Below are 20,242 nucleotides of genomic sequence, written 5' to 3'. Positions count from 1 at the left end.
GCTCGGTCTCCGGACGGGCTCAGACGATGGCCATGTCGACGAACCGGGACAGGTGCAGCTGCGCGGCGACGGTGACGGTGTCGGTCGGTCCGTTCCGGTGCTTGGCGACGATGAAGTCCGCCTCACCGGCCCGGGGCGACTCCTTGTCGTAGTAGTCGTCGCGGTGCAGCAATATGACAACGTCGGCATCTTGCTCGATCGAGTTGTGCACGGCGATCCCGTTCGCGATGAAGTTGTGTACGCCGAGCACCGTCGCGTCGTACACGTCGCGTTCACCTAACGGCTCGATGTGCCGCACCTCGTCCCAGAAGACGTCGTTGGTGGCGTGCAACTCGAGGTCTGCGGAATCCAGCACCTGCGCGACCTTGGCAAGTCGGGTACGGCTCGGCGCACGCTTCCACAGCGTGCTGCCACAGAACTGGGTCCCCAGCGAAACGGCGAACTCGCGATGCGTCATGCCCCGCTCGGTCAGCACCTCCCGCACTCGGCTCCACACCTCACGGGGGACGGTGTCGACGTTGGCGTTGCTGACCGTGGACTGGATGGCCGCGATCAGTCGAGCGCACGCCCTAGCCCGTTCGCCGTGCACTCCGATCTCACGCAGGAACCGGAGCTGATCGTCCCGCCCGGAGATATCCAGCGTGTACTGGGTCCGGTGCGTCTTGGTCGGAACCGCCCTCAGCCGCGCCGTAATGCCGTAGCGAAGCAGCAGGCGGGAGATGTCTTCGAGCATCCGACGGCTGGTCGACGCGTAGTAGATCCGCCCGCCTCGTCCTGTCTTGTTCACCGTGACCGACCCATCCGTCGCCCAGAGGTGCCGCAGGAACAGTGTGATCTGTTCCTTGGGTAGCGAGAAAACCTCGGATGGTACGAACTTCTCGTGCGAGCGCAGGCCGAACAGCCCTAGGCCATCCAGCCACTCGGCGATCGGGTTCCGCCGCCCCCGAGCCAGACGGTAGGGGGCGGGAAGACGGAGGGTGCTGACCCGTGCCGCCGCGTAGTCATCCCGAATCGCGGTGATGCCGAAGTCCTGCGCCGCTGCCGTTACGGCGGCGAGGTTCTCCTCGTCCTGGCTGGCGTACCGGACGGGCTGCCTCCGCACGAAGGATCCGTCCCCGAGCAGGTGTGCAAGCATGATCACCCGCGCCTCTCGCCAGGGTCGGGTGGTCAGTGGCGGGGGTATGTGCCGAGGCGTCGCGACCCGGGCGCCGACCGTGATCTCCCGAAGCGGAACCCAGCCGCCGAAGGTCAGAAACGGGTGATTGGCAGTGGCCTCGATCTGCTTGCCCGAGGTGAGAGTCAGCCGGAAAACCTGACGAGTTCCGCTGGGAAACGCATGTGTGAGAGTCCGGGCGGTGTACCTCAACTTCTCGTCCAAGGCCCAGACAGGTATGTCCCGTACGCCCTGTGTCAACAGCTCGCCCAGCGTGATCTCTGCGTTCGTGTCGGCACGGATGAGCCGGGTCTCGGCGGTCAGACATCCCGATTCACGCAGATCGGACAACTGCGGACGCTTGTCGGTACGCTGCTCCGGGCCACGGTTCAGCTGGCTGACCGCGATCACCGGACACTCGACCTCCTTGGCCAGCAGCTTCAGCCCTCGGGACAGCTCCGCGACCTCCTGCTGACGGCTCTCGGTGCGCTTCGGCGAACTCATCAGCTGGAGATAGTCGACAACGATCATCTTGAGGTCGTGCCGCTGCTTGAGCCGTCGGGCCTTCGCCCGGATCTCCATCAGGTTCATGTTCGGGGTGTCGTCGACGAAGAGCGGCGCCTCGCTGATCTCGCCCATCCGGCGGGCCAGCTTGGTCCAGTCGTCGTCGGAGAGCTGCCCGCTGCGCAGTACGTGCAGCGGCACCCGGGCCTCCGCCGAGAGGAGGCGCATCACGATCTCGACCTTGCTCATTTCCAGCGAGAAGATGGCACTCGCACAGTTGTGCCGGATCGCGGCGTTCCTGGCGAAGTCCATCGACGCCGTCGAGTTGTGCGTCGGGATCATCGACCGACCCGCCAGATAGAGGTGGTCGGCGTTGTCGACGGTCACGCAACGCACCGGCACGCTCGGCACCGGCCGTACGGCGACGATGTATCGGGCGCCCGACGTGGTCGTGTTGGTCGCCCGGCGACGGTCGCGATGCGCCTGGCGTTTCCGTTCGAGTCGGAAGACCTCGTCCGGCGTGCTGAAGTCGACGGTGTAGGCGGTCGCCGTCTCCTCGCTGCCGCCCCTCACCCGCTTGGTCGCGATCGTGCAGTGGTAGCCCAGGCTGACCACCAACTCCGCCACGTCGAGTGCCAACCGGTGCGACGTCGACGTGTACCGAAGGTGTCCGGTCGGCCCGACCGTGCCGTCGGTGTCCAGCAGACCGGCGAGCAGGGCACGGCGCTGAGCCTCGGACGCCCGCAGGTATGCGGCGGGCAGATGCCTGTCGTCCAGGACGTCCAGCGCCCGCAACGCGCCGAGGAAGGACCCGTACCGCCGGGCGGCGGCGCCGTGACCGGCGCCGAGCCACACCCCCAGGGTGTACGGCGGGATGGCCAGGTCGCGTTCGGGCAGTTCCAGGGGCGCGCAGTTCTCGACGGCGTGGTTGAGGCGCCGATCCTGGTCGGTGGTCCGCAGGGTCGCCCTGATCTGCTCGGTGGTGACGACGTTGTCGTGCGTCGCGGTGGTCGCGCTGTGCATCGGAGGCTCGGCAACTGCGATCATCTCGGCCGCCAGCCGGTGGCCGTCGTACGCCGGAGCCGACCAGTTCCGGCTGCCTCCAACCTGCTGGGCCAGATGGAGGACCCGCCCGGTCACGCCGACCCGCCGCCCGGCGGTGTGCATGGTGAAGTTGCGGGTCGACCTCGGTGACGACTCTCGGAACGTCCTGCCGACCTCACGCAGCCGGTTCGTGGACTCGTCGGGCCGGTAGCGTCGCCGAGGCGTTTCCCCGCCCTGCCGACGGCTCGCCCTGGTAGTCGTCTTCCACAGGTGCTCGGCATCGGCGACGAGGGTCGACCCGTCCGAGAACTCCACCTCGTAACACGGTCGGTCGTGCATGATCTCGAACGCGTGGGTCACCCGGGTCGGCCGACCGTCCGCACCGAGCAGCCGGTCTCCCTCCCGGATCTCACCCATCGTGGTCCAGCCGTCGGGAGTGGGCAGCGGTGTGTCCAGCGCGAGGGCCTTGCCCAGACCAGGTCTCCCAGCCACGATGATCAACTGCCCCGGGTGCAGGCCGTTGAGCAACCGGTCCAGGTCGGTGAAGCCGGTCGGTACCCCGGTCATCACGCCGCCCTGCGCACCGACCGCCTCGATCTCGTCGAGCGTCGGCTGGAGCATGTCGGCGAGGACCGCGAAGTCCTCGCTGACCCGCTTCTCGGTCACGTCGTAGATCGCCTGCTGCGCCAGGTCCACCACGTCGTCGACGTCCCGCCCGCCGCCACCGGTGGAGCCGTAGCCGAGCTGGACGATCCGGGTACCCGCCTCGACCAGGCGCCGCAGCACCGCGCGCTCGCCGACGATCCGGGCGTAGTAGGCGGCGTTGGCGGCCGTCGGCACGCTGGCGATCAGCGTGTGCAGGTAGGGCGCGCCGCCGATCCGGGCCAGGTCTCCGGAGTCGGCGAGCGCGGCGGCGACGGTGATGGCGTCGGCCGGCTCGCCCCGGCCGTACAGGTCGAGGATCGCGTCGAAGACGGTCGAGTGCACCGGCCGGTAGAAGTCGTTGGTCCGGAGGATCTCGACCACGTCGGCGATCGCGTCCTTGGAGAGCAGCATGCCGCCGAGCACGCACTGCTCGGCCGCGATGTCCTGCGGCGGGGTCTTGTCGAACTGCCCGTCGCGGGGTGCCGGTACGTCCGTCGGCGGCACCGACGGTCGCGACTCCCCACGCGACGGTCGCGACTCTCCACGGACGTCATCGGTGATCGACACAGGCATCCCCCCTCCGCCACACCGGCTGACTCCTAGCGAACCGCCGACGTACGACATTTCCCGGCTGACCCACGGCTCCGCTCGGCCGGCGGGCCGGGCCGGCCCTGGCCAGCCGCTTGACCGGGGGATGTCGGCACGGGTGGCAGGGTCAGGGCGCAACGATACGGACGTCGAGGTCAGACTCTCAAGCAGGCCGGTGGACGGAGCTCGGGACAACCTGTGGACGGTTTCCGGACGGGGTGTGTGCGGCCCTGTGCACAGGCTGTGGATAACGATTGGGGAAGATAGCCTGGAGCGTGCCTGACCTGCGCCGACTCGATCCCCACCATGTGGAGGAAAGAAACAGGTCAAATTCGGGCTACCGGGACGGCGTATCATCGGGCGACGGCAATCTGCGTACGGTACTCGCGAACGACCTACCAGACTCCTCGCGATCGACTAACCAGAAAGGTCACGCCTCGGCTGTGGACCATCGGGATCGGGGGCGGGGTGAGCTCGCCCGACATGAGTGGCAGGACAGTGGCGGCCGGAGCGACCCGGCGCCGCCCTGGCCAGGTGATCCTTATTCGCGTTCCGACGTCACCTACCGCACCCCGAGCCGACGACGAGCCCGGCACCGTGGCGCACCCGAGCCGGTGGACAACTACACGCCGTCCTGGGCCCGGGAGTCCACCGAGCCGCTCCAGCCCGGCGCCCCCCGGACGTACACCGGCAGTTCCGGCTGGGCCACCGACGCCTCCGAGCGGACCTCGGACTCCGACCTGGACCCTGGTGACGGTGGCCGGCACCATCGCCCCGACATGTCGGCGCAGCCGGCCACGGAGAGCGGTCGCCCGGACCGTCGGCGGGTCGCCCCGGAGGTGACCTGGGACAGCACCGGCGAATACTGGCGCGGTCCGAGTGGCGCGGCCGACGACGCCCCGGGCGGCGAGAGCGCCGGTGACCACTGGCGCGGTACCGGCGACCCGGTCGGTTGGCGGAGCGAGGCGGGCGGCAGCACGTGGCGCGGCAGGACCGGGAGCGCGCCACGCGACACGACCGGCAGCGCGCCACGCGACACGACCGGCAGCGCGCCACGCGACACGACCGGGAGCAGTTGGCGCGACACGACCGGCAGCGCGGCGCGCGACGCGGCCGGAGGCATGCGGGACGAGACCGCCGAGCCCCGGGCGACCGGGCGGCGCGGCAGGCGTCGCGCCGCTGCCGATCGACACCGGGACGAGGTCGACGACTGGGCCTCCGCCGCACCCACCAGCGGCTGGGTCGGTGCCGCTCCCACCACCGGCGCCGGTGCCGGCACCCCGACCAGGGGATGGATCTCCGAGGCACCCACCTCCGGCGGATGGGCCGCCGCCGCGCCCACCACCGGTGCCGGTGCGAACAGCGGGTTGCTCGGCGAGCCTCCGGCCAGGTCCGGGACGGGCCGACGACGCCGCGCCGACCCGGACGATGACCCGACGCCCGGGTCCACCTCGGGGTGGGGCGTCGGAGCCACCGGTTCGCCCTCCACCGCGACCGGCCGCCGCGACCCGACCGACAGCACCGTCGGTTGGCGCGGGCGGACCGACGATTCCGCGTCCGGCCGGTGGGGCGGGGCCGCCGAGCGGGAGCCCGACCCGGCGTACGACCCCGCGTTGCCGGCGCAGGGACGTCGACGCCGCGCCGAGCCGGCCCGATGGGAGTCCGACGATCCGGGCGACCGGGTCGCGTCCGTCGGGCGGCGGCGCTCCCGGCACCGGGCCGAGGAGGAGCCGACGCAGCTCGCGGAGCGGTCGGACGTCACCCCCTCGACCGAGCCGGACCCGGGGACCGACCAGTCGACGGCGGGGGCCCGCTGGGTCCGGTCGCCCGGGCAGACCGAATCCGGCGGCGGTAGCAGCCGACGGTGGCGCGGCGAGAACCCGCTGCCCGGTTCCGCCGGCACCGGCGCCCGTCGGCGGCAACGCGAGCCGGACGCCGAGCCCGTCCGCCGCTACCGGGACGCCGGGCCGGTACGCCGGGCCGGCGAGGAGCGGGCGGACCGGGGCCGGCACGCCGATTCCGGGCCGGGTCCACGCTCGGACGCGGCCGGCGCGGGTTGGGGTGCGGATGCCGGGCCATGGGACCGGTTCACCGACACCGGGATGTTGGAGCGGGTCACCGACGGTGAGCCGCCGGGAGCCGCCGGCACCGGCCGCCGCCGAGACCGGAACACCGACCCGGGACGCTGGGACCGGTCCACCGACGCCGGACAGTGGGACCGGTCGACGGACACGGGACAGTGGGACCGGTCGACGGACACGGGACAGTGGGACCGGTCCACGGACACCGGCCAGTGGGACCGGTTCACCGACACCACGGAGTGGCGGCACGGCGAACTCGCCGGGCTGGCCCGGGACGCCGGCAGTGGGCGCGACACCGCCGCCGACAGCGGTGCCCGGGGCAGGGAGCGTACCGAGTCGGACGGTGGCGACGCGTTCTGGTCCGGGACCAGACTGGCCGGGGACGACCCGCGCTGGATGGGCATTCCGGACTCGGCGCCGCGTTCTCCGGCGGTCGCGTACCCGCCGCCGGCCCGGCCGGTGTCGCCGGCCCGCCGAGCGAGTCAGCCCAGCCCACCGACGGGACGGCCGGCGGCGGCACCGGGTCGCGGTCGCACCGCTGGTCGCGCCGGTACGCCCGGCTCGGCCCGCAGCGTCAGCGGGGCGGGTACGACCACCCGACGCCCCCCGAGCGGTGGCCTGCTGACCTCGGCGACCCGGACGGGGCGGCCCAGCCCGTTGAGTCGACGACTCGAAGACGACCTGCTCGATCCCCGGCCCAGTGGCCCGCTCACCGCCGTCCTCTACACCGTCGCCTGGTACGCGGTCGCCGTACTGGCCGTCTTCGTCTGGGTACTCACCCTCGACGCGAGTGTGCCGGTGGACTGCGTACCCGGGGTCTCCGGTGCGTGTGAGTCGGAGCGCGGCCAGGCGATCTCCGCGCTGCTGGCCGGGGTGCCCCGGTTCCTCGCGGCGCTGGCGACCGGTCTGGTGGTCGCCGCCCTGATGCGCTGGTTCAACCGCACCTGGCGGGCGGTGACCGTCGGGTTCGCGGCAGCGGTTGTCGGTGGTGGGCTCTCCACCGTCTTCTTCAGTGCGATCAGTGGTCAACCGGTCGGCTGAGGGCTGACCCGCTCGGGCAGAACGATTCCGGGGTGCCGTCAAAGTGGACGGCACCCCGGAACTTGCTCTGTCGCCTGGCCGGCTACTTGCCCGGTACGACCTTCAGGTCGAACCGCGCGGTGACCTCCGGGTGCAGCTTGACCCGCACCTGGTGGCTGCCGATCGACTTGATGGCGCCCGGCAGCTCCAGCCGACGCCGGTCGAGGGACGGCCCACCGGCCGCCTTCACCGCGTCCACCACGTCGCCCGGGGTGACCGAGCCGAAGAGCCGCCCACCGTTGCCGGCGCGCGCGGTCAGGTTGACCTTGAGGCCCTCGAGCTGGGCCTTCACCTCGTTGGCGTGACCGAGGTCGCGGATCTCCCGGGCCGCGCGGGCCCGCTGGATGACCGTGACCTGCTTCTCCGCGCCCTTGGTCCAGGCGATCGCGAAGCCCTGCGGCAGCAGGTAGTTACGGCCGTAGCCGTCCTTGACCTCGACGATGTCGCCGGGGCTGCCGAGGCCCGACACCTCCTGGGTCAGGATGATCTTCATGTCGGCGCCTCCTCTCAGCGGGCCGTGGCCGTGTACGGCAGGAGCGCCATCTCGCGGGCGTTCTTGACCGCACGGGCGATCTGCCGCTGCTGCTGGGAGGTGACCCCGGTCACCCGCCGAGCGCGGATCTTGCCGCGGTCGGAGATGAACTTGCGCAGCAGCGCGGTGTCCTTGTAGTCGATGTAGGTGATCCCGTCCTTGTCGAGCGGGTTCACCTTCTTCTTCGGCTTGCGCAGTGCCGCAGCCTTTGCCATTGCTCTTGCTCCTGGTTTGCGATCCCGTGTGCTCGGCACGCGGGTCAGAACGGGGGCTCGTCGTCGAAGTTGCCGCCGCCCGAACCGGACGAGCGCGAGGAGGCCGGAGCCGCCGTGGCCCACGGGTCGTCGAAGTTGCCTCCGCCGCCACCGCCGCCCTGGCCACCGCCACCACCGCCGGAGGCGCCGAACCCGCCGCCGCCGGAGCGCGACATCTTCTGCACCTTCGCCGTGGCGTACCGCAGCGACGGGCCGATCTCGTCGACCTCCAGCTCGATGACGGTGCGCTTCTCGCCCTCGCGGGTCTCGTAGGACCGCTGCCGGAGCCGGCCCGACACGATCACGCGGGCGCCGCGCTGCAACGACTCGGCGACGTGCTCCGCGGCCTGGCGCCAGACGGTGCACGAGAGGAAGAGCGGCTCGCCGTCCTTCCACTCGTTCGTCGTCCGGTCCATGAACCGGGGCGTCGAGGCGACCCGGAACTTGGCGACCGCTGCGCCGGACGGGGTGAAACGCAACTCGGGGTCATCGGTCAGGTTGCCGATGACCGTGATGGTGGTATCTCCTGCCATGACCATCTCCTCGCGCACTCATCAGTTCCTGAAAGGCTGCCAGAGCAGTACGACAGGACGGATGAGGCTGATCCGGGCGTGCCGGAAACGCGTCAGCGCGTCTCCGGCCGGATGACCTTGGTGCGCAGCACGGACTCGTTGAGTCGGAGCTGCCGGTCCAGCTCGGCCACCGCCGCAGGCGTAGCCTGCAGGTCGATGACGGCGTAGATCCCCTCGGCCTTCTTGTCGATCTCGAACGCGAGGCGCCGACGACCCCACACGTCGAGCTTCTCCACCGAGCCACCCGCGGTCCGGATCACGTTGAGGTACGTGTCGAGCGACGGGGCGACGGTGCGCTCCTCGAGGCTTGGATCGAGGATGACCATGATCTCGTAATGACGCAAGACGTGCTCACCTCCTCTGGGCTAGCGGCCACGGTCCTTCCGTGGCAGGAGGTCATGCGTCGTTGCCGCGCGGTCTCGGGAGGGATCCCGTCGCGCCACGGACAACCTGAGCAGAATACCCGGTCCACCGGCGTCGGGCGTCGTCGGACCCCCGTACCCCACCGGCCGGCCGGCGTGGGCCGGCCCCCGGTCGCCGGACCGGTGCGGCCTCCGCCGAGCCGGTACGAAGAGCCTCCGCCGGACCGGCGTCAAGAGCCTCGCCGGGCCGACAGGGAGAGCCTTCGCCGGGCCGGCGCCAAGAGCCTCCTCCGGAGCGTGTCCGGAGGAGGCTCTTCGACGCAGAGCCGCGGGGCGCATCCCGTCCGCATTCTTTGGGTGGGACCTGGGGAGGAACGACCACACCGATGAGTTGGATGGAAGGCGCCCCGCGGAGCCTATTGTATTGTCATCTTACGCGATAACAGTCTGTGTTGTGCGTTGAGCGAAAATCGCCCGAATTGCTCCTGCCGAGACGCCCACCACACAGATGGTGGCGACCAGCGCCAGCAGCGAGACCTGTCCGGCGGGCCGGACCGGGTCGGCCCGCCCCACCCGTGGGGCGGTAGCCCCGCCGAGTCGGTCGGGCGGCGGAGGGTAGCTGCCCGGCGCCGCTTCCTGCGGCGCCCTGGCGCTCCGGGGGCCGGCCACATCGGGACCATGCGGCACCGACCCCACCTCGACTCGCCCGACCGACCCGGCGGGGAAAACCCGGACCGGCGCCGTGCCGGCCCCGGAAAGCGACCCCGACGCCTCGACCGCGACGCCGGACAGCAGCGGTGACGCGCCCGCGACGAGCGCGGCGACCGCTACGGTGGCCTGGCGGCGGAGCGACAGGATCACGTCTTCCTCTTCCGGTACGACTCGTGGACCGATCCGTCCCGGACACCTGGCGAGCGGATCTCACCTGTGCCGGGCGAACGGATCTCACCTGGAGAAACGATCCACCCGCCGGGCGGTGACGCGGGCCGTCCCGGGGCCGTACGCCGTCGGGCCGCCCGATCCGGTGGTACGCCCGTCCCCGCCCGACCGACCCGCGCGACGTAGGCTCGCCTCCATGCGTATCGGAGCCCATGTCGACGCCACCGACCCGTTGGACGAGGCGGCCCTCCGGAAGGCGGACGCGGTCCAGTTCTTTCTCGCCGATCCGCAGAAGGACTGGAAGACGCCACAGCCACGGGCCGACGCCGCCCGGCTGCGCGAATCCGAGGTGGACGTCTACATCCACGCCCCGTACGTCATCAACCTCGCCACCACCAACAACCGGATCCGCATCCCCAGCCGGAAGCTGCTGCTCGGGCACGCCACCGCCGCCGCGGCGGTCGGCGCCAAGGGCCTGGTCGTGCACGGCGGGCACGTCAACGCGGGCGACGACATCGCCAAGGGCTTCGACAACTGGCGCAAGGCGTTCGCCCAGGCCGCCGACTCGGGCGGGCACGACGTTCCGGTACTCATCGAGAACACCGCCGGAGGCGACAACGCCTGCGCCCGGCGCTTCGACAACCTGGCTCGGCTCTGGGACGCGGTGGGCGACTACAACGTCGGCTTCTGTCTGGACACCTGTCACGCACATGCCGGCGGCGAGGACCTCCTCGACATCGTCGACCGGGTGTTGGCGATCACCGGCCGGATCGACCTGATCCACGCCAACGGCTCCAAGGACGGCTTCGACTCCGGCCGGGACCGTCACGAGAACCTGACCGGCGGCACCATCGACCCCGAACTGGTGGTGGCGGTGGTGCGGGCGGCCGGCGCACCGGTCATCGTCGAGACGCCCGGCGGGGTCGACGGTCAGGCCGCGGACATCGCCTACCTCCGCGACCGCGTAGGCCGATAGGGGCGAGGACCCGATGTCGACGGACCAGTCCAACGCCAACGAGACAACCCGGTCCAGCGCGCCGACCGGCTCCGCCGACCCGGCCCCGGACCCGGCTGCGACCCCGGACCCCGCTGCGGCCCCGGACCCGGCTGCGGCCACGACCGGGCCGGCGGCCGCGACGGTCGGTGCCTCGACGGCGGCGAGCCCGACAGCCGAGGTGAGCCCGACGACGACGCAGGCGGCGGCAGTCACCGGAGCCCCGGCCAGCGGGGCGACACCGGCCGACCAGGACGAGGCCGCGAAGACCGGCGACGCCGGGGCGACCGGGAACGACCCCGCCGAGGGCGGTAACAGCGCCAAGGACACCTCCTCGAAGGACGCGGAGGTCACCGGGGACGAGCCGGAGGACGACGCGGCCAAGACGCCAGCGGACGGCAAGGCTAAGTCGGCGGACGGCAAGTCCGAGCCAGCGGACGGCAAGGCGAAGGACGACGCGGGGAACGACAGCAAGAAGAAGGAGAGCAAGGAGAAGGAGAGCAGGGACGGGACGGAGAAGTCGGCCGGCGGTACGGAGCCGGCGAAGCCCGCCGACCCGTTCGCCGCGTTCGCGCCGGCCCCCGAGGTGGTACCGGGACGGTTCCGGCGGATCGGCCGGGCGGTGGGCCGTCGGCTGGTACACGAGTGGACGCTGGCCGGGCTCGCCGCCCTGGCGCTGGCGGTCCTGATGACCTGGCCGACCCTGCGCTATCCCCGGCACACCCTGCCGCAGGACTACTGGGACCCGGCGCTCCAGGCCTGGCAGGTCGCCTGGTCCGGGCACATCCTGTTGACCAAGCCGGCCCAGCTCTGGCAGAGCAACGCCTTCTTCCCGGAGACCTGGACCTTCGCCTTCTCCGACACCCTGCTCGGGTACGCCCCGGCGGGCATGATCGGTCAGGGCCCGGAGGCGGCGATCCTCCGCTACAACATCCTCTTCGTCCTGGCCCACGCGCTCGCCGCGCTCGGGGCGTACGCGCTGGTGCGGCAGCTCGGGGCGGGACGGATCGGCGCCGCCGTGGCCGGGATCGGCTTCGCGTACGCGCCGTGGCTGCTCGGCCAGGCCGGTCACCTGCACGTACTCTCCAACGGCGGTATCCCGCTCGCCCTGGCCATGCTGGCCCGGGGGCACGGCTGGTCGCTGCGGCATGGCTACCGCCCGGAACGTCGACGTTCCGGCTGGGCGTTCGCCGGCTGGCTGGTCGCCGCCTGGCAGCTCAGTCTCGGCTTCGGCATCGGCCTCGTCTTCGCGTACGTGATGGGTCTGATCGCGGTCGTGGTGCTGCTGGGCTGGCCGGTCCGGCGGATCCTGCGCCGTCCCCGGCGCCAGTGGTTCGGGTTCCGGCTGCTGCTCGCCGACTTCTGGGGCGGCGCGATCTTCGCCGCGACCGGTGCGCTGCTGGCGATCCCGTACTTCAAGGTCGCCGAGCTGCACCCCAACGCCCGGCGGACCGCCGAGGAGCTGCACAACTACTCCCCGCCGCCGGGTGGTTTCCTCACCGCTCCGCCGGAGTCGCTGATCTGGGGGGACCTGCACGAGCCGGTCCGGGCCGGGCTGCCGGGGCTGCCGGAGACCACCCTGCTGCCGGGGTACGTCCTCTTCGCGCTCGCCCTCGGCGGCCTCTTCTTCTCGATCTGGACGGTACGCCAGCGCCTGCTGCTGCTGGCGGCCGTGCTCGCCACCGGGGTGCTGGCGATGGGCAGCCGGTTCTTCGGCGGTACCTGGACCTATCTTCCGCTCTTCGAGCACCTGCCCGGCTGGGACGGCCTGCGTACGCCGGGCCGGCTGATGATCTGGGTGACCCTGCTGCTCTGCGTACTCGCCGCCGGCTCGGTCGGCGCGTTCGCGCAGCGGGCCCGGGAGATCTCGGCCGTCGAACGGGTGCCGCCCCGGCCGGGTCCGCTCCTGCGGCTGGTCACGCTGCTGCCGATCGTGCTGGTGCTGGTGGAGGGGCTGAACACCACGCCACATCCGGTGGTACCGGTGCAGCCCGCGTCGATGCGGGTGGCGACCGGACCGATCCTGGTGCTCCCCTCGGACCAGAAGACCGACCAGCACGTGATGCTCTGGTCGACCAGCCGGTTCCAGGACATCGTCAACGGCGGCAGCGGGTTCACCCCGAACCGGCTCGCCGAGGTGCGCCAGGCGACGGCGAACTTCCCCGACCAGGCGAGCATCGACTTCCTGCGAAACATGGGCGTGCGAACGGTGATCGTGCTCCGGGACCGGGTCGCCGGTACCCCGTTGCAGACCACCGTCGACCTGCCGGTCGACTCGCTCGGGATCAGCCGGGAGGACGTCGGGGAGACGGTCGTCTACCGGCTCTGATCCGGCCCCGCCCCGGCGGCTGCGGTCCCGCCGCCGGGGCCGCCGCGGTCAGGTGGTGGCGGGGGCGGGTTCGACCGGTGTTGGCCGGCCCCTGAGACGGGTGAGCCAGGAGGCGTCCGGAGCGCCGTCGTAGATCCCGCCGTCGGGATCGTCGAGGTAGGTGTTCCGGACCGGGTCGCCCTCGGGCCGGAGGATGTCCCGGACGACCAGCACGCAGAGCACCACGACGGTGGTCAGCCGCAGCGTGGCCGCGAGCACGAAGACGCCCTCCGGGAAGACCTGCTTGCCGCCGGCTCCGAGCAGTTCGCCGTAGAACGCGACGAAGTAGCCGATCTCGGCGAACTGCCAGGCGAGGAAGGCCCCCCAGCGCGGCCGGGCCAGCACCAGCAGCGGCAGCAGCCAGAGATTGAACTGCTGCGACCAGACCTTGCTGAAGATCAGGAACGCCGCGACCATCAGGAAGACCAGCGCGGCCAGCCGGGGCCGGCGCTTGGCGAAGAGCGCCAGCGCGCCGATGGCGAGGAACGCGACGGTGATCAGGGCGTACGAGAGGAGGTTCAGGGTCGGGATGTTGTTGCTGAGCCACTGGAACGGGCCCTCGTCGCCGGCGCCGCCGCTGTTCCACTTGCTGTCCAGGTAACGGCCGATATACCAGAGGGTGCCCCAGTCGACCGCCCGTTCGCTGTTCAGGTCGAAGAAGCGTCGCCAGTTCTCCGGGTAGAGGATCGCGATCGGCAGGTTCACCGCCACGATGGTGACGATGGCCGAGCCGATCGTCACCGCCATCTCCTTCACCCGGGCGGTACGCAGCCCGAGCAGGAAGAGCGGCCAGAGCACGAAGAGCGGCCAGAGTTTCGCGGAGGTGGCCAGGCCGAGCAGGATGCCGGCGGCCAGGGGTTGTCGTTTCGCCCAGGCGTACATGCCGATCGCGGCCAGCCCGATGGCGAGCAGGTCCCAGTTGACGGTGGCGGTGACCAGCAGCGCGGGGGAGAGCGCGAACATCGCCGCGTCCCAGGGGCGGCGGCGGCGCAGCGCCAGGATCATCGCCACGGTGGCCACCGCGAGCGCGCCGAGGACCAGCGCGTTCAGGTTGTAGAACCACTGCGGCTGGTTGATCTCGGGCCGGTCGACTCCGATGTTGTGCACCGGCAGGCCGAGCGCACCCATGAAGTAGCCGGTGACCACCGGGTATTCCACCGGGTGGTCCCGGTAGGGCACCTTGCCCTCGTTGAGCCCTTCGGCGTAATAGAGGGCCAGCACGTCGGTGTAGCAGAACCGGGTGTACTGGACGTTGTTCTGCCAGGCGCCGTCCTGGCAGGGCGACTTCTGCACCCAGTGCAGGGCCAGGGTGAGGCAGGTCAGCGCCAGCACGATCCGGGCGGCCGTCCAGAACCGGCCGCTGGCCTGGGTGCCCCGGCGCTCGACACCGCTGGCGTGCGCACCGATCGGGCCGCCGATGGCCTCGGAGAGCCCACGGACGAAGCCGTCCGACCGGGAGGGGTGGTCAGCCTTCTCAGGTTCGTCGATGCCAGCCGGCGACTGCGCGCTCATGAACAGGCATCCTGCCGTACCGGGTCGGGTTCCGTCCGGCCCGGTCCACCGTGTCGGCGGTTGGAGTCGAAAAGACGGCCGGCGGCCGGGTCGTGGAACCCGGCCGCCGGCCGCATCGATCGATGGAGCTCACTGCCCCGAGGTGGGGCGTGGGAGTCGGCGACTAGCCGCCACCGCCGCCTCGGCCGTTGCCGTTTCCGCCACCGCCGCCGTCGTCGTCATCTCCGGGCGGAAGGTCCGGACCACCTCCACCCGGGCCGCCGCCGGCTGGCGGGCAGATCAGCGGGGGCGGGTTCGGGCCCTGGCAGATGGGGTTACCACCGGGGTTGCCGCCGGGGTTGCCGCCACCGGGACCCGGGTTGGGGGGCACCGGCGGCGGAGTCTGCACCGGCTCCTTGCCGTTGCCGGCCTCCTTGTCGCCCATCTTCTTGGCGTCCGGCAGGGGCATCGCCTCCTTGCCGGCCAGGGCCTTGCTCATGTACTGCTGCCAGATGTCGGCCGGCAGCCCACTACCGCCGACGTCTTGGCCGCCCTTGGTCTTGATCTGGGGCTTCTTCGGGTCCTTGCTGCCGACCCAGACCGCGGTGGCGACCTGCGGGGTGTAGCCGACCATCCAGGCGTGGGCGTTGTCCTTCTGGTCGTATTCCCAGGTGCCGGTCTTGCCGGCCTCTTCCCGGCCTTCGAGGTTGCCGTTGTTCGCCTTGGGAATTTCCTTCAGGACCGCGGTGACCTCGTCGGCGACGTTCTTCGGGATGCGCTGCTTCGGATCGGCCTTCGCCCCGCCGATCTTCTTCCACTGGCCGGTTTCCGGGTCCTGCTGTTCGATCAGCTCGATGAAGTGCGCCTTGTTGTAGACGCCGCCGTTGGCCAGCGTGGCCAGCCCGTTGGCGTGGTCGAGCACGGTGATCGGGTACTGCCCGTACGCCACCACGTTGAAGAAGGGTTCCGGCGCCAGATCCTCCGGCTTCTCCTTGGTCAGGTCGTGCCACTTCGGCGGGATGTCCTTGGTCTCCCACATGGTCCGGACGCCGGCCTGCCGGGCCATCGACAGCACCTTGTCCGCGCCGATCTTCTCGGTCACGTGGTAGAAGGGCACGTTGTACGACCTGACGGTGGATTCCTTGAGCGTGCAGGCCTGGTCACAGGTCTCCCGCACGTCGCGGCCGGCGTTCTGCACCTTGATCTTGGTGTTCTTGACCGTGAACGGCCTGGCGTCCCAGATCGAATCGATCGAGATGCCCTCGTTGATCGCGGCCGCCAGGGTGTAGACCTTGAAGCTCGAGCCCGGCGGGTGGCCACCGCTCAGCACGCCGGCGTTGGTGTTCAGACCCGCGTAGTCGTAGTCCGCGCCGCTGTCGCCGCCGTAGTAGGCCAGCACCTTGCCGCTCTTCGGCTCGACCGAGACCAGCGCGGCCATCAGGTTGTCGGGCTGGCCGTCGAGCGGCGAGCCCTTCTTGCGCTGGGCCGCCTTCTCGGCCTCCATCTGCATCTTCCAGTTGATGGTCGTCTGGATCTTGTAACCACCGTCCCGGAGCGCGCTGGAACAGTCGACCTTGTCGGCCGTCGCCGGGCCGAGCGTGCAGAGGCCGCGCTCCGCCAGCTCCGCCTTGACGTAGTTGATCACGTTGCCGCGCGGGGTCTTCACCCCGAACGCCTCGTTGGCGCTCTTCCTCTTCTGAATCTCCGGGTAGGTGAGCTGAGCCCGCTTCTCCGGTGACAGCCACTTCTTCTCGACCATGCCGTTGAGGACGTACTCCCAACGGGCCTTGGCCTCCTCGGGGTTGTCCGCCGGGTCGAAGCCCTTGTGCCCGGTCGCCGTGTCGACCTGCGGCTGCTTGATCACCGCCGCCAGCACCGCGCCCTCGGCCTCGGTGAGCTTGGAGGCCGACTTGGCGAAGTAGGTCTGCGCCGCGATCTCGATGCCGTACGCACCCCGACCGAAGTAGATCGTGTTGAGGTAGTGCTGCATGATCTCGTCTTTGTCGAACTGGTCGTTCAACTTGGAGGCGAGGATCGCCTCCTTGACCTTGCGCTGGTAGCTGTCGTCCTGGAGGTTCTCGTACGCGTTGCGGGCGTACTGCTGGGTGATGGTCGAGGCACCCTGCTTGCTGCCGCCGGTGAAGTTGTTCCAGGCGGCCCGGGCGATGCCGACGTAGTCCACCCCGTCGTGGGTGTAGAAGTTGCGGTCCTCGGCCGAGGCGACCGCCTTCTGCACGTGGTCCGGGATCTGCTTGATCGTGACGATCTGCCGGTTCTCGTCGCCCAGCTTGGCGACGATGTTCTTCTTGTCGGCGGCATAGACCGTGGTGGCCAGCGGCAGCGGGAGCTGGTCCGGCATCGGGACGCTCGTCGAATACCAGGTCGCGGCGACCACACCGCCGCCGGCCAGCATGATGAAGACGGCGAAGGCGGCGATCAGCATGTTGACCCGCTTGCGCTTCCTGGCCCGCTTCTTCGCCGCCGGGTCGAGGTCACCGGTGCCGCGACGACCCCGCCGGCCGCCGGGGCCGTCCGGGTCGTCCGGTCCGCCGGGACCGGCCGGCGAGACGGGCACGACCGCCCGGCCCACCCGGGCCCGACCGGCGGCGCCGTTCGCACCGCCGCCACTGACCGAGGCGGTACCCACGCTGGCCCGGCCGGCGGAGGCCCGGCCGGCACCGTAGCCACCCCCGGAGCCCGGCGCGTCGGGAACCGAGGCGCTGCCGACGCCGGCCCGGCCACCGACCCGGGCCCGCCCGGGAGAGGCGGAGCCGACCGACGCGGAGCCGGAGGCGGGCGAGACCGGCGCGGCCCAACCGCCGTCGGCGGAGCCCCGCCCGGGCGGTGTGGCCCGGCCGGAGGGGGCCCGGCCGCTGACGCTGGCCCGGGCCGACGCGCCGCCGGCCCGGTTGTTGTTGGCGGGCCAGCCACCCCGGTCACCGTCGGACGAGCGGCGAGCGGCTCCCGGGTCGTCCCAGGACGGGCGCTGGTATGGATCGTCCGCTGGTCCGTGGTCGCCGTTCGCGCCCGGGTACTGGGCCCGACCGCGCGCGGAACTAGGATCGCCGTACGAGTTCATTCGTCACACCCTGCCGGTCGCGGTGATGGCCATGTGCGCCACCACCGGGTTGCCGTGAGTTGGGACACGCTCCACCCCGGATCGGAGACGCCGATCCACGGATGATGCGACATCGGAAAAAACCGGACTTTTCCGGTTTGCTGGATAAGACTCGTCCTCTGGCCGGGAGACGATCCCGAAGGCCGGGGAGCGAGTCAGGGTCACCGGCGCGCCTCACGCCTTCGTCTGACCGAGGTGCCGTTCGACGCGGCCACGGCCGCACCCGCGGCCGGCTCGGCGGCGCCGACGCTGTCGTCACCGGAGACGCCGTCCCGGCCGAGCAGGAACTGCTCGACGAGATGGTTCCAGTCGCAGCCGCGGCACACCTCCACCACGTAGACCTGGAACTCACGCAGGGTCATCGCCAGCACCGACAGCTCCGCTCGGGTGCGGGCCTGGCCGGCAGACTGCTTGAGTTCATCACCGTAAATGTAGTGGACGTGGGTCAGATTTTCCCGTCGGCAGACCGGACAGAGCGTCTCGGTCGGCTCACCGTGGAACCGGGCAGCGTTCTTGAGGTACGGCGACGCGTCGCACACCTCGTACGTCCCCACCCGACCCGAATGCACCTCACGCAGCACCGCTCGCTTCTGTAGCGAGTAGTCGACGACCTGGCGCTGCGAACGCATGGGCAGAAGAGTACTGGGTCCGGCCGGACGAGGCGACCACCGTCACTTACTGTAATCGAACCTGTGCCGTGTGGGGGTTTGCCTCGCCGCCCCGGAGGGTCTACGGTGCGATGTATCGGGCCGATACATCGGGCCGGTGAACGGGCTCCCAACGGCGGGAAGCCACCGGGATCCGACGGAGACACGGAGAGGGGTGCTCGTGCTCGAGCTCGCCATCCTCGGTCTCCTACAGGAGTCCCCCATGCACGGCTACGAGCTCCGCAAGGAACTCGCCGCCAAGCTGGGGGCGATCCGGGCAGCGATCAGTTACGGCTCGCTCTATCCGACCCTGCGTCGGTTGCAGGCGGCCGGCTGGATCACCGAGGCGGCCGAGACACCGGCCACCGCCGAGGAGATCCCGGCACTGACCAGCCGTCGCGGGCGCGTGGTCTACAAAATCACCGCGGAGGGCAAGGAACGGTTCGCCGAACTGATCGCCCAGACCGGTCCAGAGAGTTACGAGGACACCGGGTTCGGAGTGCACTTCGCATTCTTCGCCCGTACCGACCGAGCGACCCGACTCCGCATCCTGGAGGGCCGGCGCCGCAAGGTGGAGGAGCGTCGCGAGGGCCTGCGCGACGTGTTGAGCCGGGCGGCCGAACGGCTCGACGCGTACACGCTCGAACTTCAACGTCACGGCCTCGACGCCTGTGAGCGCGAGGTCCGCTGGTTGGAGGAGCTCATCGCCAACGAGCGCTCCGGCCGGACCCCGGATGGGTCCACCCCGGGCACCGCCCCGGGTTCTTCAGACAAGAACATCCCGCCTCCGCCTGGACAGTCCAGGAATGAGTCGGAGCGGCCGTGATGAACACAAAGGAGGCAAACGCGATGGGCTCCGTCCGCGTCGCCATCGTCGGTGTGGGTAACTGCGCCTCGTCCCTGGTCCAGGGCGTCGAGTACTACCGCAATGCCGACCCCAACGACCGCGTCCCGGGTCTCATGCACGTCACCTTCGGCGACTACCACGTATCGGACGTGGAGTTCGTCGCGGCGTTCGACGTCGACGCCAAGAAGGTGGGCATGGACCTCGCGGAGGCGATCGTCGCCAGCGAGAACAACACCATCAAGCTCTGTGACGTGGCGCCGACCGGCGTGCTCGTGCAGCGCGGCCCGACCCTGGACGGGCTGGGCCAGTACTACCGGGAGATCGTCGAGGAGTCCGACCGCCAGCCGGCCGACGTCGTCGCGGCGCTGCGCGAGGCCCGGGTCGACGTGGTGGTCTGCTACCTGCCGGTGGGCTCCGAGGAGGCCGCGAAGTTCTACGCCACGGCCGCGATCGAGGCGGGCTGCGCCTTCGTGAACGCGCTGCCGGTCTTCATCGCCTCCGACCCGGTGTGGGCGCAGAAGTTCGTCGACGCCGGGCTGCCGATCGTCGGTGACGACATCAAGAGCCAGGTCGGCGCGACCATCGTGCACCGGGCGCTGGCGAAGCTCTTCGAGGACCGGGGTGTCGAGCTGCTCCGCACGTACCAGCTCAACTTCGGCGGCAACATGGACTTCATGAACATGCTGGAGCGCAGCCGTCTGGTCTCGAAGAAGATCTCCAAGACCCAGTCGGTGACCTCCCAGATCCCGCACGAGATCAACAAGGGCGACGTGCACATCGGGCCGTCGGACCACGTGCCGTGGCTGGACGACCGCAAGTGGGCGTACATCCGGCTGGAGGGGCGCTCCTTCGGTGACGTCCCGCTGAACGCGGAGCTGAAGCTCGAGGTCTGGGACTCGCCGAACTCGGCCGGCGTCATCATCGACGCTGTCCGGGCCGCGAAGATCGCCCTCGACCGGGGCGTCGGGGGCCCGATCCTCTCCGCGTCGAGCTACTTCATGAAGTCGCCGCCGGAGCAGTACGCCGACCACGACGCCCACCAGGCCGTCGAGGACTTCATCGCCGGCACCATCGAGCGCTGAG

At 70.6% G+C, this 20,242-nt stretch carries 14 protein-coding genes; 5 read left to right on the top strand and 9 right to left on the bottom strand.

Annotated features, from left to right (window positions below):
* Positions 1 to 19: 19 nt before the first annotated feature.
* Positions 20 to 3,757, bottom strand: coding sequence for a replicative DNA helicase (locus tag C6361_RS17890; protein ID WP_369931439.1), 3,738 nt, complete (start codon positions 3,755 to 3,757; stop codon positions 20 to 22).
* A 791-nt stretch (positions 3,758 to 4,548) separates the two neighbouring features.
* On the opposite strand from C6361_RS17890, the gene C6361_RS37055 reads away from it, so the two are divergent.
* The gene (locus C6361_RS37055) at positions 4,549 to 7,056 is read left to right on the top strand and encodes a hypothetical protein (RefSeq protein ID WP_159079370.1); all 2,508 of its coding nucleotides are present in this window, start codon (positions 4,549 to 4,551) and stop codon (positions 7,054 to 7,056) included.
* Positions 7,057 to 7,138: 82 nt separating this feature from the next.
* On the opposite strand, the gene rplI is transcribed toward C6361_RS37055, so the two are convergent.
* The 5 genes from rplI to C6361_RS17850 all read right to left on the bottom strand — a co-directional run bounded on the left by rplI (position 7,139) and on the right by C6361_RS17850 (position 9,676).
* On the bottom strand, positions 7,139 to 7,588 hold the full coding sequence (gene rplI, locus C6361_RS17870; protein ID WP_101368797.1) for a 50S ribosomal protein L9: 450 nt from the start codon (positions 7,586 to 7,588) through the stop codon (positions 7,139 to 7,141).
* Positions 7,589 to 7,602: 14 nt separating this feature from the next.
* Positions 7,603 to 7,842, bottom strand: a complete 240-nt coding sequence (gene rpsR / locus C6361_RS17865; protein WP_007073789.1) for a 30S ribosomal protein S18 — start codon at positions 7,840 to 7,842, stop codon at positions 7,603 to 7,605.
* Between the two features lie 44 nt (positions 7,843 to 7,886).
* The gene (locus tag C6361_RS17860; RefSeq protein WP_199853388.1) at positions 7,887 to 8,432 is read right to left on the bottom strand and encodes a single-stranded DNA-binding protein; all 546 of its coding nucleotides are present in this window, start codon (positions 8,430 to 8,432) and stop codon (positions 7,887 to 7,889) included.
* A 74-nt stretch (positions 8,433 to 8,506) separates the two neighbouring features.
* Positions 8,507 to 8,797: a 30S ribosomal protein S6 gene (gene rpsF / locus C6361_RS17855; protein ID WP_101368798.1), complete on the bottom strand. Its 291-nt coding sequence runs from the start codon at positions 8,795 to 8,797 to the stop codon at positions 8,507 to 8,509.
* A gap of 450 nt (positions 8,798 to 9,247) precedes the next feature.
* On the bottom strand, positions 9,248 to 9,676 hold the full coding sequence (locus tag C6361_RS17850; protein ID WP_107268405.1) for a hypothetical protein: 429 nt from the start codon (positions 9,674 to 9,676) through the stop codon (positions 9,248 to 9,250).
* A 214-nt stretch (positions 9,677 to 9,890) separates the two neighbouring features.
* Here C6361_RS17850 and C6361_RS17845 point away from each other — a divergent pair, with 214 nt between their 5' ends.
* On the top strand, positions 9,891 to 10,670 hold the full coding sequence (locus tag C6361_RS17845) for a deoxyribonuclease IV (RefSeq protein ID WP_101368800.1): 780 nt from the start codon (positions 9,891 to 9,893) through the stop codon (positions 10,668 to 10,670).
* A gap of 13 nt (positions 10,671 to 10,683) precedes the next feature.
* Positions 10,684 to 13,017 (top strand): hypothetical protein, encoded by a 2,334-nt coding sequence (locus tag C6361_RS17840; protein WP_234359544.1) that lies wholly within the window; start codon positions 10,684 to 10,686, stop codon positions 13,015 to 13,017.
* Positions 13,018 to 13,065: 48 nt separating this feature from the next.
* Here C6361_RS17840 and C6361_RS17835 read toward each other — a convergent pair whose 3' ends face one another.
* From C6361_RS17835 to C6361_RS17825, 3 genes are all read right to left on the bottom strand, one after another.
* Entirely contained in the window at positions 13,066 to 14,568 is a 1,503-nt protein-coding gene (locus C6361_RS17835) for a glycosyltransferase family 87 protein (RefSeq protein WP_107268404.1), read from the bottom strand.
* Between the two features lie 163 nt (positions 14,569 to 14,731).
* Positions 14,732 to 17,626 (bottom strand): transglycosylase domain-containing protein, encoded by a 2,895-nt coding sequence (locus C6361_RS17830; RefSeq protein ID WP_107268403.1) that lies wholly within the window; start codon positions 17,624 to 17,626, stop codon positions 14,732 to 14,734.
* A 200-nt stretch (positions 17,627 to 17,826) separates the two neighbouring features.
* Positions 17,827 to 18,294, bottom strand: coding sequence for a DUF5318 domain-containing protein (locus C6361_RS17825; RefSeq protein WP_107262509.1), 468 nt, complete (start codon positions 18,292 to 18,294; stop codon positions 17,827 to 17,829).
* Between the two features lie 199 nt (positions 18,295 to 18,493).
* Here C6361_RS17825 and C6361_RS17820 point away from each other — a divergent pair, with 199 nt between their 5' ends.
* Together C6361_RS17820 and C6361_RS17815 are read left to right on the top strand one after the other, a co-directional pair.
* On the top strand, positions 18,494 to 19,138 hold the full coding sequence (locus C6361_RS17820) for a PadR family transcriptional regulator (RefSeq protein ID WP_107264400.1): 645 nt from the start codon (positions 18,494 to 18,496) through the stop codon (positions 19,136 to 19,138).
* Between the two features lie 23 nt (positions 19,139 to 19,161).
* Positions 19,162 to 20,241 carry an inositol-3-phosphate synthase gene (locus C6361_RS17815; RefSeq protein WP_107262508.1) on the top strand — a complete coding sequence of 360 codons (1,080 nt, stop codon included), beginning with the start codon at positions 19,162 to 19,164 and terminating at the stop codon, positions 20,239 to 20,241.
* Position 20,242: the final 1 nt, after the last annotated feature.

This window comes from Plantactinospora sp. BC1, from assembly GCF_003030345.1.
Lineage (GTDB): Bacteria > Actinomycetota > Actinomycetes > Mycobacteriales > Micromonosporaceae > Plantactinospora.
This window is presented reverse-complemented; position numbering and strand designations above follow the sequence as displayed.

What these genes read in the sequence shown, in the direction of transcription:
- C6361_RS17890 (WP_369931439.1), bottom strand. Translation starts at nt 3,757, where the DNA reads ATGCTGCTCTCCAAGGACGCGATCGCCGACGTGGTCGAGATCCTCCGG.
- rplI (WP_101368797.1), bottom strand. Translation starts at nt 7,588, where the DNA reads ATGAAGATCATCCTGACCCAGGAGGTGTCGGGCCTCGGCAGCCCCGGC.
- rpsR (WP_007073789.1), bottom strand. Translation starts at nt 7,842, where the DNA reads ATGGCAAAGGCTGCGGCACTGCGCAAGCCGAAGAAGAAGGTGAACCCG.
- C6361_RS17845 (WP_101368800.1), top strand. Translation starts at nt 9,891, where the DNA reads ATGCGTATCGGAGCCCATGTCGACGCCACCGACCCGTTGGACGAGGCG.
- C6361_RS17840 (WP_234359544.1), top strand. Translation starts at nt 10,684, where the DNA reads ATGTCGACGGACCAGTCCAACGCCAACGAGACAACCCGGTCCAGCGCG.
- C6361_RS17835 (WP_107268404.1), bottom strand. Translation starts at nt 14,568, where the DNA reads ATGAGCGCGCAGTCGCCGGCTGGCATCGACGAACCTGAGAAGGCTGAC.
- C6361_RS17830 (WP_107268403.1), bottom strand. Translation starts at nt 17,626, where the DNA reads ATGAACTCGTACGGCGATCCTAGTTCCGCGCGCGGTCGGGCCCAGTAC.
- C6361_RS17825 (WP_107262509.1), bottom strand. Translation starts at nt 18,294, where the DNA reads ATGCGTTCGCAGCGCCAGGTCGTCGACTACTCGCTACAGAAGCGAGCG.
- C6361_RS17815 (WP_107262508.1), top strand. Translation starts at nt 19,162, where the DNA reads ATGGGCTCCGTCCGCGTCGCCATCGTCGGTGTGGGTAACTGCGCCTCG.